The organism is Pseudomonas sp. S04, from assembly GCF_009834545.1.
GTDB lineage: Bacteria > Pseudomonadota > Gammaproteobacteria > Pseudomonadales > Pseudomonadaceae > Aquipseudomonas.
The window spans coordinates 6,082,528-6,098,669 of sequence record NZ_CP019427.1 but is presented as its reverse complement, the minus strand read 5'-3'; the positions used below and the strand labels follow the sequence as shown (position 1 = coordinate 6,098,669).

The 16,142-nt window shown below is 56.5% G+C and carries 17 protein-coding genes; all 17 read left to right on the top strand.

All coding sequences use genetic code 11. The features are described from left to right. Nucleotides 1–565: 565 nt before the first annotated feature. The 17 genes from rpmH to atpD all read left to right on the top strand — a co-directional run bounded on the left by rpmH (nucleotide 566) and on the right by atpD (nucleotide 16,141). A complete protein-coding gene (gene rpmH / locus PspS04_RS27450) occupies nucleotides 566–700 on the top strand; it encodes a 50S ribosomal protein L34 (RefSeq protein ID WP_003213577.1) in 135 nt (44 codons plus the stop codon). Nucleotides 701–716: 16 nt separating this feature from the next. Next, nucleotides 717–1,118: a ribonuclease P protein component gene (rnpA, locus tag PspS04_RS27445; protein WP_202982093.1), complete on the top strand. Its 402-nt coding sequence runs from the start codon at nucleotides 717–719 to the stop codon at nucleotides 1,116–1,118. After that, a complete protein-coding gene (yidD, locus tag PspS04_RS27440) occupies nucleotides 1,111–1,356 on the top strand; it encodes a membrane protein insertion efficiency factor YidD (RefSeq protein WP_010465488.1) in 246 nt (81 codons plus the stop codon). The genes rnpA and yidD overlap by 8 nt, the downstream gene beginning before the upstream one ends. A 2-nt stretch (nucleotides 1,357–1,358) precedes the next feature. Beyond that, nucleotides 1,359–3,032 (top strand): membrane protein insertase YidC, encoded by a 1,674-nt coding sequence (gene yidC, locus PspS04_RS27435; protein ID WP_095165071.1) that lies wholly within the window; start codon nucleotides 1,359–1,361, stop codon nucleotides 3,030–3,032. Nucleotides 3,033–3,111: 79 nt separating this feature from the next. Next, complete coding sequence (gene mnmE, locus PspS04_RS27430) at nucleotides 3,112–4,482, top strand: tRNA uridine-5-carboxymethylaminomethyl(34) synthesis GTPase MnmE (RefSeq protein ID WP_159998700.1); 1,371 nt, start codon at nucleotides 3,112–3,114, stop codon at nucleotides 4,480–4,482. Nucleotides 4,483–5,110: 628 nt separating this feature from the next. Then, the gene (gene mnmG, locus PspS04_RS27425) at nucleotides 5,111–7,009 is read left to right on the top strand and encodes a tRNA uridine-5-carboxymethylaminomethyl(34) synthesis enzyme MnmG (RefSeq protein ID WP_159998698.1); all 1,899 of its coding nucleotides are present in this window, start codon (nucleotides 5,111–5,113) and stop codon (nucleotides 7,007–7,009) included. Further along, a complete protein-coding gene (rsmG, locus tag PspS04_RS27420; RefSeq protein ID WP_095165069.1) occupies nucleotides 7,006–7,650 on the top strand; it encodes a 16S rRNA (guanine(527)-N(7))-methyltransferase RsmG in 645 nt (214 codons plus the stop codon). The genes mnmG and rsmG overlap by 4 nt, the downstream gene beginning before the upstream one ends. 18 nt (nucleotides 7,651–7,668) lie before the next feature. Then, nucleotides 7,669–8,466, top strand: coding sequence for a ParA family protein (locus PspS04_RS27415; RefSeq protein WP_095165068.1), 798 nt, complete (start codon nucleotides 7,669–7,671; stop codon nucleotides 8,464–8,466). 9 nt (nucleotides 8,467–8,475) lie between these two features. Then, complete coding sequence (locus tag PspS04_RS27410; protein WP_159998696.1) at nucleotides 8,476–9,348, top strand: ParB/RepB/Spo0J family partition protein; 873 nt, start codon at nucleotides 8,476–8,478, stop codon at nucleotides 9,346–9,348. A gap of 148 nt (nucleotides 9,349–9,496) precedes the next feature. Further along, nucleotides 9,497–9,904 carry a F0F1 ATP synthase subunit I gene (locus PspS04_RS27405; protein ID WP_095165066.1) on the top strand — a complete coding sequence of 136 codons (408 nt, stop codon included), beginning with the start codon at nucleotides 9,497–9,499 and terminating at the stop codon, nucleotides 9,902–9,904. A gap of 16 nt (nucleotides 9,905–9,920) precedes the next feature. Next, a complete protein-coding gene (atpB, locus tag PspS04_RS27400; protein ID WP_095165065.1) occupies nucleotides 9,921–10,790 on the top strand; it encodes a F0F1 ATP synthase subunit A in 870 nt (289 codons plus the stop codon). A 133-nt stretch (nucleotides 10,791–10,923) separates the two neighbouring features. Next, the gene (gene atpE / locus PspS04_RS27395; RefSeq protein WP_002555987.1) at nucleotides 10,924–11,181 is read left to right on the top strand and encodes a F0F1 ATP synthase subunit C; all 258 of its coding nucleotides are present in this window, start codon (nucleotides 10,924–10,926) and stop codon (nucleotides 11,179–11,181) included. A gap of 56 nt (nucleotides 11,182–11,237) precedes the next feature. Further along, complete coding sequence (locus PspS04_RS27390) at nucleotides 11,238–11,708, top strand: F0F1 ATP synthase subunit B (RefSeq protein WP_095146191.1); 471 nt, start codon at nucleotides 11,238–11,240, stop codon at nucleotides 11,706–11,708. Between the two features lie 12 nt (nucleotides 11,709–11,720). Next, complete coding sequence (locus PspS04_RS27385) at nucleotides 11,721–12,257, top strand: F0F1 ATP synthase subunit delta (RefSeq protein WP_095165064.1); 537 nt, start codon at nucleotides 11,721–11,723, stop codon at nucleotides 12,255–12,257. Nucleotides 12,258–12,278: 21 nt separating this feature from the next. Beyond that, complete coding sequence (atpA, locus tag PspS04_RS27380; protein WP_095165063.1) at nucleotides 12,279–13,823, top strand: F0F1 ATP synthase subunit alpha; 1,545 nt, start codon at nucleotides 12,279–12,281, stop codon at nucleotides 13,821–13,823. Between the two features lie 50 nt (nucleotides 13,824–13,873). Then, nucleotides 13,874–14,734 (top strand): F0F1 ATP synthase subunit gamma, encoded by an 861-nt coding sequence (gene atpG / locus PspS04_RS27375; protein ID WP_042556891.1) that lies wholly within the window; start codon nucleotides 13,874–13,876, stop codon nucleotides 14,732–14,734. A gap of 27 nt (nucleotides 14,735–14,761) precedes the next feature. Next, on the top strand, nucleotides 14,762–16,141 hold the full coding sequence (atpD, locus tag PspS04_RS27370; RefSeq protein ID WP_095165062.1) for a F0F1 ATP synthase subunit beta: 1,380 nt from the start codon (nucleotides 14,762–14,764) through the stop codon (nucleotides 16,139–16,141). The last annotated feature ends 1 nt before the right edge of the window (nucleotide 16,142 follow it).

The window sequence follows — 16,142 nt, the reverse complement described above, 5'->3', positions numbered from 1 at the left end:
GGATATCCCCTAAGTTGAAAGCCGGTGAGGCAAAAACAAGCGGCCATTGTAGCGACCGGACGCAGACTTATCCACACGTAGCTTGATCACAGGTGCAGAAGAATCAAGGTTTTATCGGCAAAAAAGGCGACCAATGGTCTGTGCATAAGCTCTGTGGATAACCACGCCTAAGCTCGTTGTACAAGTGGGGGCGAAACTCGGTGGATAACCTGCCTGTGGATAACCACCTGTTTCACCCACAGCTTATCCGACAGCGCAGCACAGGCTGACCACCGCTTTCCACGGTAGTTGTCATTCTCTGTACAGCACGGGATAGAAGGGCTAAAGCAAGTTATCCACAGATAGAGGCGGGCCTAGCTTTTATAAGCTTTACAGAAAAGCTTTAAATACTTTCCTTCTTTATTTTTATATCTAGCTGTCCACCTTTCAAGGACGAACCACCCGAATACCCATTTAAAGGAAACCTTGGTTGGAAATTGACCTAGAGGCTTGCTTTCTCTAGAATCCCCGGTCTCTTAAAACGGGGGCCATTCCGGCCCGTTGTGGACGAACCAGGTAACACGACATGAAACGTACTTTCCAACCAAGCACTATCAAACGCGCTCGTACCCACGGTTTCCGTGCTCGCATGGCTACCAAAAACGGCCGCGCAGTCCTGTCGCGTCGTCGCGCCAAAGGTCGTGCGCGTCTGGCAGTTTGATAATCCGGTACTGGAGGTGAGTCAGGACTTCAGTCGGGAAAAGCGCTTGCTGACCCCCCGGCATTTCAAGGCAGTCTTTGACTCCCCTACCGGCAAGGTTCCGGGGAAAAATCTCCTGCTCCTTGCACGCACCAACGATCTCGATCACCCCCGTCTCGGGCTGGTTATCGGGAAAAAGAGTGTGAAACTCTCCGTTGAGCGAAATCGCCTCAAACGTCTGATGCGCGAATCGTTTCGCCTCCACCAGGATTCTCTGGTTGGGTGGGATATCGTGATCGTCGCGCGCAAAGGTTTGGGCGAAGTAGAAAACCCCGAATTGATTCAGCATTTCGGCAAACTCTGGAAACGTCTGGCACGCAGCAAGCCAGAGCCAGCAGTCAAAGCCGAAACTGTAGGGGTAGACAGCACTGATGCGTAAACTGGCACTCGTTCCGATCCAGTTTTATCGCTATGCCATTAGTCCTCTGATGGCCAGTCACTGTCGTTTCTACCCCAGTTGTTCCTGCTACGCGTATGAAGCCATTGAAAATCATGGCCTTCTGCGCGGTGGCTGGCTGACCTTTCGTCGTTTAGGTCGCTGTCATCCGTGGAATCCCGGTGGTTATGACCCGGTTCCGCCTATCCCTACCTCCCGTTCTTCTTCGATGGCCGAGTAATCATGGATATTAAACGCACGATCCTGATCGTCGCCCTGGCAATCGTGTCCTACGTCATGGTCCTGAAATGGAACCAGGACTACGGCCAGGCTGCCCTGCCGACTCAGAATGTTGCTGCCAATCAGAATGCCCCGGCTATTCCGGACGGTACCAACGCTTCCGCCAGTGCCGATGTACCCAGCGCAAATACCGATACCAGCACCCCTACCGAAACTCCGGTAGTGGCTAGTAAAGATCTCATCCACGTAAAAACGGATGTGCTCGAACTGGCTATCGATCCTCAGGGTGGTGATATCGCCCAACTGATGCTGCCGCTGTATCCACGTCGCCAGGACCATCCGGAAATTCCGTTCCAGCTGTTCGATAACGGCAGTGAACGTACTTATCTGGCGCAAAGTGGCCTGACCGGTACCAACGGTCCTGATGCTCGCCCGACCGGTCGTCCGGTTTACTCGTCCGAACAGAAGACTTATCAACTGGCTGATGGCCAGAACCAGCTCAACGTTGACCTCAAATTCAGCGATGGCGGTGTCAATTACATCAAGCGCTTCAGCTTCACTCGCGGTTTGTACGATCTGAAAGTTACTTATCTGATCGACAACACCAGCGACAAGGCCTGGACTGGCAACCTGTTTGCCCAGCTCAAGCGTGATGCCAGTGCCGATCCTTCTTCCACCACAGCCACCGGCACCGCCACTTACCTGGGCGCCGCCCTGTGGACAAGTGCAGAGCCGTACAAAAAAGTGTCGATGAAAGATATCGACAAGGCTGCGCTGAAAGAAACCGTCAATGGTGGCTGGGTCGCCTGGCTGCAACACTACTTCGTAACGGCCTGGATTCCAGCCAAGAACGACAGCAACGTGGTGCAGACTCGCAAAGACAACCAGGGCAACTACATCATCGGTTTCACTGGCCCGGCTTTGACCATTGCGCCAGGTGCCAAGGCTGAAACCAGCGCAACCCTGTATGCGGGTCCGAAAAGCCAGGCAGTACTGAAAGAGTTATCCCCAGGTCTGGAACTGACGGTCGACTACGGCATTCTGTGGTTCATCGCTCAACCGATCTTCTGGCTGCTGCAACATATCCACGCCATTGTGGGTAACTGGGGCTGGTCGATCATCTTCCTGACCATGCTGATCAAAGGGATCTTCTTCCCACTGTCGGCTGCCAGCTACAAGTCCATGGCCCGCATGCGTGCAGTGGCGCCAAAACTGGCTGCGCTGAAAGAGCAACATGGCGATGACCGGCAGAAAATGTCGCAAGCCATGATGGAGCTGTACAAGAAAGAGAAGATCAATCCGCTGGGTGGTTGCTTGCCAATCCTCGTGCAGATGCCGGTTTTCCTCTCGCTGTACTGGGTACTCCTGGAAAGCGTGGAAATGCGCCAAGCGCCATTCATGTTGTGGATTACCGACCTGTCGATCAAGGATCCGTTCTTCATTCTGCCGATCATCATGGGTGCAACCATGTTTATCCAGCAGCAGTTGAACCCGACTCCTCCGGATCCGATGCAGGCCAAGGTGATGAAGCTGATGCCAATCATCTTCACCTTCTTCTTCCTGTGGTTCCCTGCGGGCCTGGTGCTGTATTGGGTTGTGAACAACTGCCTGTCGATCGCACAACAGTGGTACATCACTCGCAAAGTTGAAGCGGCGACAAAAAAAGCCGACGCGTAACTTGCTCAGTATGTAACCATTCAAAACGCCCCCTCGTGGGGCGTTTTGCTATCTGCCATTTTTATCGGGATATCGGTTTATGAGCGCTCCTCGTGAAACCATCGCCGCCGTCGCCACCGCCCAGGGCCGTGGGGGCGTCGGTATCGTTCGTATTTCCGGGCCGCTGGCGCGTCATGCGGCACAGGCCATCAGTGGTCGTGAGCTGAAGCCGCGTTTTGCCCATTACGGTCCGTTTCTCAGCGCCGAGGATGAAGTCCTGGATGAAGGTATTGCCCTGTATTTCCCAGGGCCCAACTCCTTCACCGGTGAAGACGTGCTGGAACTGCAAGGCCACGGCGGACCGATTGTCCTGGACATGTTGCTGCAGCGTTGCCTGCAACTGGGTTGTCGTCTGGCCCGGCCAGGGGAGTTCAGCGAGCGCGCGTTCCTCAACGACAAGCTCGACCTGGCCCAGGCCGAAGCCATTGCCGATCTCATCGAGGCCAGCTCCGCGCAAGCCGCGCGCAATGCCCTGCGTTCCCTGCAAGGGGCGTTTTCCCAGCGTGTGCATAACCTCACCGAACAATTGATTGCCTTGCGTATCTATGTCGAAGCGGCGATCGACTTCCCGGAAGAGGAGATCGATTTCCTTGCCGATGGCCATGTGCTGTCCATGCTCGATGCCGTGCGCGAGGAGTTGGCCAAGGTATTGCGTGAAGCTGGGCAGGGCGCGTTGTTGCGCGATGGCATGACCGTGGTCATCGCCGGCCGTCCGAATGCCGGCAAGTCGAGCCTGCTCAATGCATTGGCCGGTCGTGAAGCCGCGATCGTCACCGAGATCGCCGGCACCACCCGGGATATCCTGCGCGAACATATCCACATCGATGGCATGCCGCTGCACGTGGTCGACACTGCGGGTCTTCGCGATACCGATGACCAGGTCGAGAAGATTGGCGTGGAGCGGGCGTTGAAGGCGATCAGCGAAGCCGACCGGGTGTTGCTGGTGGTCGACGCTACGGCCCCTGAAGCCCTTGATCCATTTGCCCTGTGGCCTGAGTTCCTGGAACAGCGCCCGGAGCCGGGCAAAGTCACCCTGATCCGCAACAAGGCCGACCTCACGGGTGAGGCCATTGGGCTGCAGGTCTGCGACGATGGGCACGTCACCATCAGCCTCAGTGCCAAGTCGGCAGGTGAAGGCCTGGAGCTACTGCGTGACCACCTCAAGGCCTGCATGGGCTACGAGCAGACCTCAGAAAGCAGTTTCAGCGCCCGTCGCCGTCACCTTGAAGCCTTGCGCCATGCCAGTGACTCCCTGGAACATGGGCGTGCGCAGCTGACATTGGCCGGCGCCGGCGAGTTGTTGGCCGAAGATTTGCGCCAGGCACAGCAGTCACTGGGTGAAATTACCGGTGAATTCAGCTCAGATGACCTGCTGGGCAGGATCTTTTCCAGCTTCTGCATCGGTAAATAACGCTCCCTTCCCAAGATAGGAGCCTGCGATCTAGTCATCTTTTGATGCTTCTACCCGTGCTTGCGTCTCTCTCGGGCGGATGAATCGTTAAAAGATCGCAGGCTTTCACCAGCTCTTACCGCTGTTAATCCATTTTTTTTCTTTCGTTGCCATGGGATTTTTTCGCCAGGGTGGTTTGCCCGTGGGCGAGATTTGCCTTTTTACGGTTTTTCTGTGGATTAAGCCCTGTGAATAACTGCCACTAAGGTCAGTTGATAACAGGGCCTGAAAACTGAGTAAAACTGCCTCTGTGGATAACCACCTCATTCATCCACAGGCTTAGACCGGTTATCCCATGCCCTCAAGGCCACATGACCACAGACTTTCAAACCGCTGTACACATTGTAAATAAAGGCTTGTAGGATTCTATCCACAGAAATGTAGCTGTATAGAAATAAACATAAAAACAAAGATCTTATAAATTTCTTTCTTTTTAATTTCTATTGTTCGTGACTTACCCACAGCTGGTTAAATTTTGTGCAAAGGGTTCTTTAGGAAGGGCGAAGTCCCTATACTTGTCGACCAGGTCCAAAAACCTGAGCTCAAACCATTTCTGAATTACCTAACTGAAGCAGGCACGAGGTGCGTGGTGGATTTCCCTTCCCGTTTTGAAGTGATCGTCATCGGCGGCGGTCATGCCGGTACCGAGGCAGCACTTGCATCAGCACGTATGGGGGCAAAAACCCTGTTGCTGACGCATAACGTGGAAACCCTCGGTGCCATGAGCTGCAACCCCGCAATTGGCGGGATCGGCAAAAGCCACCTGGTCAAGGAAATCGACGCCCTCGGCGGCGCGATGGCCATGGCCACCGATAAGGGTGGTATCCAATTTCGCGTGTTGAACAGCCGCAAAGGCCCAGCCGTGCGCGCTACTCGCGCCCAGGCCGACCGCGTGTTGTACAAGGCAGCGGTTCGCGAGATTCTCGAGAACCAGCCGAACCTGTGGATATTTCAACAGGCAGCGGACGACCTGATCGTTGAGCAGGAGCAGGTACGCGGTGTTGTCACCCAAATGGGCCTGCGTTTCTTCGCCGACTCCGTGGTTTTGACGACCGGTACTTTCCTCGGTGGACTTATCCACATCGGTTTGCAGAATTTTTCCGGCGGTCGCGCCGGTGATCCGCCGTCGATTGCCCTGGCTCACCGTCTGCGTGAACTGCCGCTGCGCGTGGGTCGCTTGAAAACCGGTACGCCACCGCGCATTGATGGCCGATCTGTGGATTTCTCGGTGATGACCGAGCAACCCGGTGATACGCCGATCCCGGTGATGTCGTTCATGGGCAACAAGGAACAGCATCCCAAGCAGGTCAGTTGCTGGATTACCCACACCAACGCCCGTACCCACGAAATCATCGCCGCGAACCTCGACCGTTCGCCGATGTATTCCGCTGCCGGTGAGATTGAAGGCATTGGTCCGCGTTACTGCCCATCGATCGAAGACAAGATCCACCGTTTTGCCGACAAGCAAAGCCACCAGGTGTTTATCGAGCCGGAAGGTCTGACCACCCACGAGCTTTACCCGAATGGGATATCCACAAGCTTGCCGTTCGACGTGCAATTGCAGATCGTGCAATCGATCCGCGGCATGGAGAACGCGCACATCGTGCGTCCGGGCTACGCGATCGAGTACGACTACTTCGATCCACGCGACCTGAAGTACAGCCTGGAAACCAAGGTGATCGGCGGTCTGTTTTTCGCCGGGCAGATCAACGGCACCACCGGTTACGAAGAAGCCGGCGCCCAAGGTTTGCTGGCCGGGGCCAACGCCGCACTGCGTGCACAGGGCAAAGACGCCTGGTGCCCGCGTCGCGATGAAGCCTACATCGGCGTATTGGTCGACGATCTGATTACCCTCGGGACCCAGGAACCGTATCGGATGTTCACTTCCCGCGCCGAATACCGGTTGATCCTGCGCGAAGACAACGCCGACCTGCGCTTGACCGAAAAAGGTCGCGAGCTGGGCCTGGTCGATGACGCGCGTTGGGCAGCATTCTGCAAAAAACGCGAAAGCATCGAACTCGAAGAGCAGCGCCTGAAAAGTACCTGGGTTCGCCCGGGCACCGAGCAAGGCGATGCGATTGCGGAAAAATTCGGCACCCCGCTGACCCACGAATACAACTTGCTGAACCTGCTGACCCGTCCGGAAATCGACTACGCTGGCCTGATCTCGGTCACCGGCATAGGTGCAGACGATCCACAGGTTGCCGAGCAGGTCGAGATCAAGACCAAATACGCCGGTTACATCGATCGCCAACAGGATGAAATCGCTCGTCTGCGGGCCAGCGAAGACACCAAACTGCCTGTGGATATCGATTACACGACCATCTCCGGTCTCTCCAAGGAGATTCAGGGCAAGCTCGGTGCAACCCGTCCGGAAACACTGGGCCAGGCTTCGCGGATCCCGGGCGTGACGCCGGCAGCCATTTCGCTGTTGATGATTCATTTGAAAAAACGCGGCGCGGGCCGTCAGTTGGAGCAAAGCGCTTGAGTTCGTTGGTCACCTTGCAACACGCCGAAGAGTTATCCACAGGTGCACGCCAGCTCGGTGTCAACCTGAGTGAAGCCCAGCACGCCCAATTGCTGGGTTACCTGGCCCTGTTGATCAAATGGAACAAGGCCTACAACCTCACCGCGGTGCGTGATCCGGACGAAATGGTCTCGCGGCATTTGCTCGACAGTCTGAGCGTGATGTCCTTCATCGAAAACGGCCGTTGGCTGGATGTTGGCAGTGGCGGTGGCATGCCAGGTATTCCCCTGGCCATCCTGTTCCCAGAGTCGCAAGTCACTTGCCTGGACAGCAATGGCAAGAAAACCCGCTTCCTGACCCAGGTCAAACTCGAACTCAAACTGGATAACCTGCAAGTTATCCACAGTCGCGTCGAAGCCTTCCAGCCTGAGCTGCCATTCAACGGGATCATCTCCCGGGCCTTCAGCAGCATGGAGAATTTCAGCAACTGGACGCGCCACCTCGGCGACACCGATACACGTTGGCTGGCAATGAAGGGCGTTCATCCCGCGGATGAGCTGGTAGCATTGCCGGCAGACTTCCACCTCGATAGCGAACACGCCTTGGCCGTACCTGGTTGCCAAGGCCAACGCCATCTGCTGATACTGCGCCGCACGGCATGATTGGGAACACAAGCAAGAATGGCTAAGGTATTCGCGATAGCGAACCAAAAGGGTGGTGTGGGCAAGACCACCACCTGCATCAACCTCGCAGCATCCCTGGTCGCCACCAAGCGCCGGGTGCTGTTGATCGATCTCGATCCACAGGGCAACGCCACCATGGGTAGCGGTGTGGATAAACACGGCCTGGAAAACTCGGTCTACGACTTGTTGATCGGCGAATGCGACCTGACCCAGGCCATGCATTTCTCCGAACACGGTGGTTACCAGCTGTTGCCGGCGAACCGCGACCTGACCGCGGCGGAAGTGGTCCTGCTGGAAATGCAGATGAAGGAAAGCCGCCTGCGCAGCGCCTTGGCGCCGATTCGCGAGAGCTATGACTACATCCTGATCGACTGCCCGCCGTCGCTGTCGATGCTCACCCTGAATGCATTGGTCGCCGCCGATGGGGTCATTATCCCCATGCAGTGTGAATACTTTGCACTCGAAGGCTTGAGTGACCTTGTGGATAACATCAAGCGCATCGCCGAACTGCTAAACCCGAACCTCAAGGTCGAAGGCCTGTTGCGGACCATGTATGACCCGCGCCTGAGCCTGATGAACGATGTTTCGGCCCAGCTCAAGGAACACTTCGGCGAGCAGCTGTACGACACGGTCATCCCACGCAACATCCGCCTGGCCGAAGCACCCAGCTATGGCATGCCTGCGCTGGCGTACGACAAATCATCGCGAGGCGCGATTGCCTACCTGGCATTGGCAGGCGAGATGGTTCGCCGTCAACGCAAAAACTCACGTGCCGCCGCTGCTCAGGCAACTTAAGGAATCCCCATGGCCGTCAAGAAACGAGGTCTCGGACGTGGACTGGATGCACTGCTGAGTGGTCCGACTGTCAGCGCGCTGGAAGAACAGGCCGTGCAGGCCGACTTGCGCGAGCTGCAGCACTTGCCACTGGACCTGCTCCAGCGCGGCAAGTACCAGCCCCGCCGGGACATGGACCCGCAGGCGCTGGAAGAGCTGGCGCAGTCGATCAAGAGCCAGGGCGTGATGCAGCCGATCGTGGTTCGTCCCATCGGCGCCGGGCGCTTTGAAATCATTGCCGGTGAGCGCCGCTGGCGCGCCAGCCAGCAGGCCGGGCAGGAAACCATCCCGGCGATGGTGCGTGACGTGTCGGATGAAACCGCTATCGCCATGGCCCTGATCGAGAACATCCAGCGCGAGGACCTCAATCCAATCGAGGAAGCTGTCGCCCTGCAGCGTTTGCAGCAGGAGTTCCAGCTGACTCAGCAGCAAGTGGCCGAAGCCGTGGGCAAGTCCCGGGTGACAGTCGCTAACCTGTTGCGCCTGATTGCCTTGCCAGAAGTCATCAAGACCATGTTGTCCCACGGCGACCTGGAAATGGGTCATGCCCGTGCTTTGCTCGGGTTACCGGAAAATCAACAGGTTGAAGGGGCGCGACACGTTGTCGCACGGGGCCTCACCGTACGCCAGACAGAAGCCCTGGTTCGCCAGTGGCTCAGTGGCAAGCCGGAGGTCGCCGAACCGGTCAAGGCCGACCCGGATATCGCCCGCCTTGAACAGCGTCTGGCAGAGCGCCTAGGCTCTGCGGTGCAGATCCGCCACGGGAAGAAGGGAAAAGGTCAGTTGGTAATCGGCTATAACTCACTGGATGAGCTTCAAGGTGTCCTTGCACACATCCGCTGAAACATTTCCTCATGTAGCGTGCAGTCGGAAATCACTACCTGACAGTTGAATAGGGGCTGAACCGCCCCTATACTCTGCGCGCATTTTGTCGGCACAAATTATGCCAAGTTATTGAATTCTGGCAGCCGACCTTTGAGGAGCAAGATCGATGGAAAGCCGCACGCCAAACCGCTTGCCGTTCCATCGCCTGGCGGTTTTTCCGGTGTTACTGGCTCAATTTGTCGTTTTGCTGCTGGCCGCTTTGGCGCTTTGGCAATGGCATGGAGTCGTAGCCGGGTACTCAGGACTCTGCGGAGGCCTGATAGCCTTGCTTCCCAATGTTTATTTCGCTCATAGGGCATTTCGGTTTTCCGGGGCCCGGGCAGCTCAAGCCATCGTCCGGTCTTTTTATGCCGGCGAGGCGGGCAAACTGATTTTGACGGCAGTGCTTTTTGCATTGACGTTCGCAGGTGTGAAGCCACTGGCGCCGTTAGCAGTCTTCGGCGTCTTTGTGTTGACCCAACTGGTCAGCTGGTTCGCTCCCCTGCTGATGAGAACAAGACTTTCGAGACCTTAGGGCGTTTGAGGCAACCATGGCAGAAACAACCGCTTCGGGCTATATCCAGCACCACTTGCAGAACCTGACCTTCGGTCAGCACCCTACCGGCGGCTGGGGCTTTGCCCACACCGCAGCAGAAGCCAAAGAAATGGGCTTCTGGGCTTTCCACGTCGATACCCTCGGCTGGTCGGTCGCATTGGGTCTGATTTTCGTACTTCTTTTCCGCATGGCGGCGAAGAAAGCGACTTCCGGTCAACCAGGTGCTTTGCAGAACTTCGTTGAAGTATTGGTCGAATTCGTCGATGGCAGCGTGAAAGACAGCTTCCATGGCCGTAGCCCGGTGATTGCACCGCTGGCACTGACCATCTTCGTCTGGGTCTTCCTGATGAACGCCGTCGACCTGATCCCGGTTGACTGGATTCCTCAGCTGGCCATGATGATCTCTGGCGATCCGCACATTCCGTTCCGTGCCGTATCGACCACTGACCCGAACGCTACCCTGGGCATGGCCCTGTCGGTGTTCGCGTTGATCATTTTCTACAGCATCAAGGTCAAGGGCATCGGCGGTTTCATCGGCGAACTGACCCTGCACCCGTTCGGCAGCAAGAACGTCTTCGTTCAAGCCTTGCTGATCCCGGTGAACTTCCTGCTGGAGTTCGTGACGCTGATCGCCAAGCCAATCTCGCTGGCCCTGCGTCTGTTCGGCAACATGTATGCCGGCGAACTGGTGTTCATTCTGATCGCTGTGATGTTCGGCAGTGGTCTGCTCTGGCTTAGCGGCCTGGGCGTAGTTCTGCAGTGGGCGTGGGCTGTGTTCCACATCCTGATCATCACCCTGCAGGCGTTTATCTTCATGATGCTGACCATCGTCTACCTGTCGATGGCGCACGAAGAGAACCATTAAGACCAGCTTAGGCTAGTCTGATGTCCCTCTCGTCTCGGCGGGAGGGGGCCCATCACGGGCACGATGAAACGATTTGTTTTACCGCTTTAATCTAAAAAACCTAAACCATACGACGTAAAAGTCGGGAGGAAAGATGGAAACTGTAGTTGGTCTAACCGCTATCGCTGTTGCACTGTTGATCGGCCTGGGCGCACTGGGTACCGCAATTGGTTTCGGCCTGTTGGGCGGCAAGTTCCTGGAAGGCGCAGCGCGTCAGCCAGAAATGGTTCCAATGCTGCAAGTTAAAATGTTCATCGTTGCCGGTCTGCTCGACGCCGTAACCATGATCGGTGTTGGTATTGCTCTGTTCTTCACTTTCGCGAACCCATTCGTTGGTCAACTCGCTGGCTAATCACTCGAACCTTCGAGTGATTGGTGTGATGTGCAACGAACGAGCGAGGTGTTGGCGTGAACATTAATGCAACCCTGATTGGCCAGTCCGTTGCGTTCTTAATTTTTGTACTTTTTTGCATGAAGTTCGTGTGGCCTCCGGTCATTGCGGCTTTGCACGAACGTCAGAAGAAGATCGCGGATGGACTGGACGCTGCCGCCCGAGCAGCTCGCGACCTGGAGTTGGCCCAAGATAAAGCGGGTCAACAACTGCGCGAAGCAAAAACTCAGGCAGCCGAAATCATTGAGCAAGCCAAGAAGCGCGGCAATCAGATCGTTGAAGAGGCTGTTGAAAAAGCCCGTATCGACGCTGAACGCGTAAAGGTTCAGGCTCAGGCCGAGATCGAGCAGGAAATCAACAGTGTCAAAGACGCGCTGCGTACCCAACTGGGTGCACTGGCCGTTGGCGGCGCCGAGAAGATCCTGGGTGCCACAATCGATCAAAACGCGCACGCGGAGCTGGTAAACAAACTGGCTGCTGAAATTTAAGCGAGGGCGATCATGGCAGAATTGACCACGTTGGCCCGACCTTACGCTAAGGCAGCCTTCGAGCACGCCCAGGCCCACCAGCAACTGGCCTCTTGGTCAGCCATGCTCGGCCTGGCTGCAGCAGTGTCGCAAGACGACACCATGCAGCGCGTGCTCAAGGCCCCGCGACTGACGAGCGCAGACAAGGCCGCCACGTTTATTGACGTGTGCGGCGACAAGTTTGATGCCAAGGCACAGAACTTCATCAACATCGTTGCCGAAAACGACCGTCTCCCGCTGTTGCCGGAGATCGCCGCTCTGTTTGACCTGTACAAGGCTGAACAAGAGAAGTCGGTAGATGTAGAAGTCACCAGTGCTTTTGCATTGAACCAAGAACAGCAAGACAAACTCGCCAAGGTTCTCAGTGCACGACTCAACCGGGAAGTGCGCCTGCAAGTTGCGGAGGATGCCGCCCTGATTGGTGGTGTCATCATTCGCGCCGGCGACCTGGTAATCGATGGCTCGATTCGCGGAAAACTCGCGAATCTTGCCGAAGCATTGAAATCTTGAGTTTGAAGGGGCAGCAGAGCAATGCAGCAACTCAATCCTTCCGAAATAAGTGAAATTATCAAGGGCCGCATCGAAAAGCTCGATGTGACCTCCCAAGCCCGTAACGAAGGCACTGTCGTCAGCGTATCTGACGGTATCGTGCGGATTCACGGTCTGGCCGACGTAATGTACGGCGAGATGATCGAGTTTCCGGGCGGCGTCTTCGGTATGGCTCTCAACCTGGAGCAGGACTCCGTAGGTGCCGTTGTATTGGGCGCATACCAGTCCCTGGCTGAAGGCATGAGCGCCAAGTGCACCGGCCGCATCCTCGAAGTTCCGGTTGGTAAGGAACTGCTGGGTCGCGTAGTCGACGCACTGGGTAACCCAGTTGACGGCAAAGGTCCGCTGAACAACACCGAGACCGATGCGGTCGAGAAAGTTGCTCCAGGCGTGATCTGGCGTAAGTCGGTAGACCAGCCTGTACAGACTGGCTACAAGGCTGTCGATGCCATGATCCCAGTCGGCCGTGGCCAGCGTGAGCTGATCATCGGTGACCGTCAGATCGGTAAAACCGCTCTGGCGATCGACGCGATCATCAACCAGAAAGACAGCGGCATCTTCTGCGTATACGTAGCGATCGGTCAGAAACAATCGACCATCGCCAACGTGGTTCGCAAGCTGGAAGAAAACGGCGCACTGGCTAACACCATCGTCGTGGCTGCGAGCGCCTCGGAATCTGCAGCACTGCAGTTCCTGGCACCGTACTCCGGTTGCACCATGGGTGAATTCTTCCGCGACCGCGGTGAAGACGCGCTGATCGTTTATGACGATCTGTCCAAGCAAGCAGTGGCTTACCGCCAGATTTCCCTGCTGCTGCGCCGTCCACCAGGCCGTGAAGCTTACCCAGGCGACGTGTTCTATCTCCACTCCCGTCTGCTGGAGCGCGCATCCCGCGTTTCGGAAGAATACGTAGAGAAGTTCACCAACGGCGCAGTGACCGGCAAAACCGGTTCCCTGACCGCACTGCCGATCATCGAAACCCAGGCTGGCGACGTTTCCGCGTTCGTTCCGACCAACGTGATTTCCATCACCGACGGTCAGATCTTCCTGGAATCGGCCATGTTCAACTCCGGGATCCGTCCTGCTGTGAACGCCGGTGTTTCGGTATCCCGTGTGGGTGGTGCCGCTCAGACCAAGATCATCAAGAAGCTGTCCGGTGGCATCCGTACCGCTCTGGCTCAGTACCGTGAACTGGCGGCATTCGCCCAGTTCGCTTCTGACCTGGACGAAGCGACCCGTAAGCAACTTGAGCATGGTCAGCGCGTTACCGAGCTGATGAAGCAGAAGCAATACGCACCAATGTCGATTGCTGACATGGCGCTGTCGCTGTATGCCGCTGAGCGTGGGTTCCTGACTGACGTTGAAATCGCCAAGATCGGCAGCTTCGAACAAGCGCTGATTGCTTTCTTCAACCGCGATCACGCCGATTTGATGGCGAAGATCAACGTGAAGGGTGACTTCAATGACGAAATCGACGCTGGCATGAAAGCCGGTATCGAGAAGTTCAAGGCCACCCAAACCTGGTAAGCCGCAGCGGGAGCCGCAAGGCTCCCGCTTGCTAACCTGATAGGTGTTACATGGCAGGCGCAAAAGAGATTCGCAGTAAGATTGCGAGCATCAAAAGCACGCAAAAGATTACCAGCGCCATGGAAAAAGTGGCGGTCAGCAAAATGCGCAAGGCACAAATGCGCATGGCTGCTAGCCGTCCTTACGCGGAGCGCATCCGCCAGGTTATTGGTCATCTGGCCAACGCCAACCCGGAATATCGCCACCCCTTCATGATCGACCGTGAAATCAAGCGCGTCGGTTACGTAGTAGTGAGCAGTGACCGTGGTCTGTGTGGTGGCTTGAACACCAACCTGTTCAAGGCCCTGGTCAAGGACATGGCGGTAAACCGCGAAAATGGCGTCGAGATCGATCTGTGTGTTGTTGGTAGCAAGGGTGCGGCTTTCTTCCGCAACTTCGGCGGTAACGTCGTAGCAGCTATCAGCCACCTGGGTGAAGAGCCATCGATCAATGATCTGATCGGCAGCGTCAAGGTGATGCTGGATGCCTACCTGGACGGCCGTATCGACCGCCTGAGCGTGGTATCCAACAAGTTCATCAACACCATGACGCAACAGCCTACCGTGGAGCAGTTGATTCCGCTGGTGGCAACCCCGGATCAAGGACTCAAGCACCACTGGGACTATCTCTACGAACCGGATGCCAAGGAGCTGCTGGACGGCTTGATGGTCCGTTACGTGGAGTCGCAGGTCTACCAGGCGGTGGTCGAGAACAACGCAGCTGAACAAGCGGCGCGGATGATCGCAATGAAGAACGCTACCGACAACGCCGGTGACTTGATCAGCGATTTGCAGCTGATCTACAACAAGGCGCGTCAGGCTGCGATCACCCAAGAGATCTCGGAAATCGTCGGCGGCGCTGCCGCGGTTTAACGGTTCAAATATTCAGAGGATCCAGCTATGAGTAGCGGACGTATCGTTCAAATCATCGGCGCCGTTATCGACGTGGAATTTCCACGCGACAGCGTACCGAGCATCTACAACGCGCTGACAGTTCAAAGCGCGGCCGCAACCACTCTGGAAGTTCAGCAACAGCTGGGCGACGGCGTGGTTCGTACCATTGCGATGGGCTCCACCGAGGGCTTGAAGCGTGGTCTGGACGTCATCGACTCCGGCGCAGCCATTTCCGTACCAGTCGGTAAAGCGACCCTGGGCCGGATCATGGACGTTCTGGGCAACCCGATCGACGAAGCAGGTCCAATCGACACCGAAGAGCGCTGGGGCATTCACCGTCCTGCGCCAACCTTCGCAGAACAAGCGGGCGGCAACGACCTGCTGGAAACCGGCATCAAGGTTATCGACCTGGTTTGCCCGTTCGCCAAGGGCGGTAAAGTTGGTCTGTTCGGTGGTGCCGGTGTAGGCAAAACCGTAAACATGATGGAACTGATCCGTAACATCGCCATCGAGCACAGCGGTTATTCCGTGTTCGCCGGTGTGGGTGAGCGTACTCGTGAGGGTAACGACTTCTACCACGAGATGAAGGACTCCAACGTTCTGGACAAAGTGGCACTGGTTTACGGTCAGATGAACGAGCCGCCGGGTAACCGTCTGCGCGTAGCACTGACTGGCCTGACCATGGCCGAGAAGTTCCGTGACGAAGGTAACGACGTTCTGCTGTTCGTCGACAACATCTATCGTTACACCCTGGCCGGTACTGAAGTATCCGCACTGCTGGGCCGTATGCCTTCTGCAGTAGGTTACCAGCCGACCCTGGCTGAAGAGATGGGTACTCTGCAAGAGCGCATCACTTCGACCAAAAACGGTTCGATCACCTCGATCCAAGCGGTATACGTACCTGCGGATGACTTGACTGACCCGTCGCCAGCGACCACCTTCGCCCACTTGGACGCCACCGTCGTTCTGTCCCGTGACATCGCTTCCCTGGGTATCTACCCAGCGGTAGACCCACTGGACTCGACTTCGCGTCAGTTGGACCCGAACGTGATCGGTCAGGACCACTACGACACCGCTCGCGGCGTACAGTATGTTCTGCAGCGTTACAAAGAACTGAAGGACATCATCGCGATCCTGGGTATGGACGAGCTGTCGGAAGCCGACAAGCAGTTGGTAAACCGTGCTCGTAAGATCCAGCGTTTCTTGTCGCAGCCGTTCTTCGTGGCTGAAGTCTTCACCGGTGCCTCGGGTAAATACGTTTCCCTGAAAGACACCATTGCTGGCTTCAAAGGCATCCTCAACGGTGACTACGACCACCTGCCAGAACAAGCGTTCTACATGGTTGGCGGCATCGAAGAAGCGATCGAGAAAGCCAAGAAACTGTAAT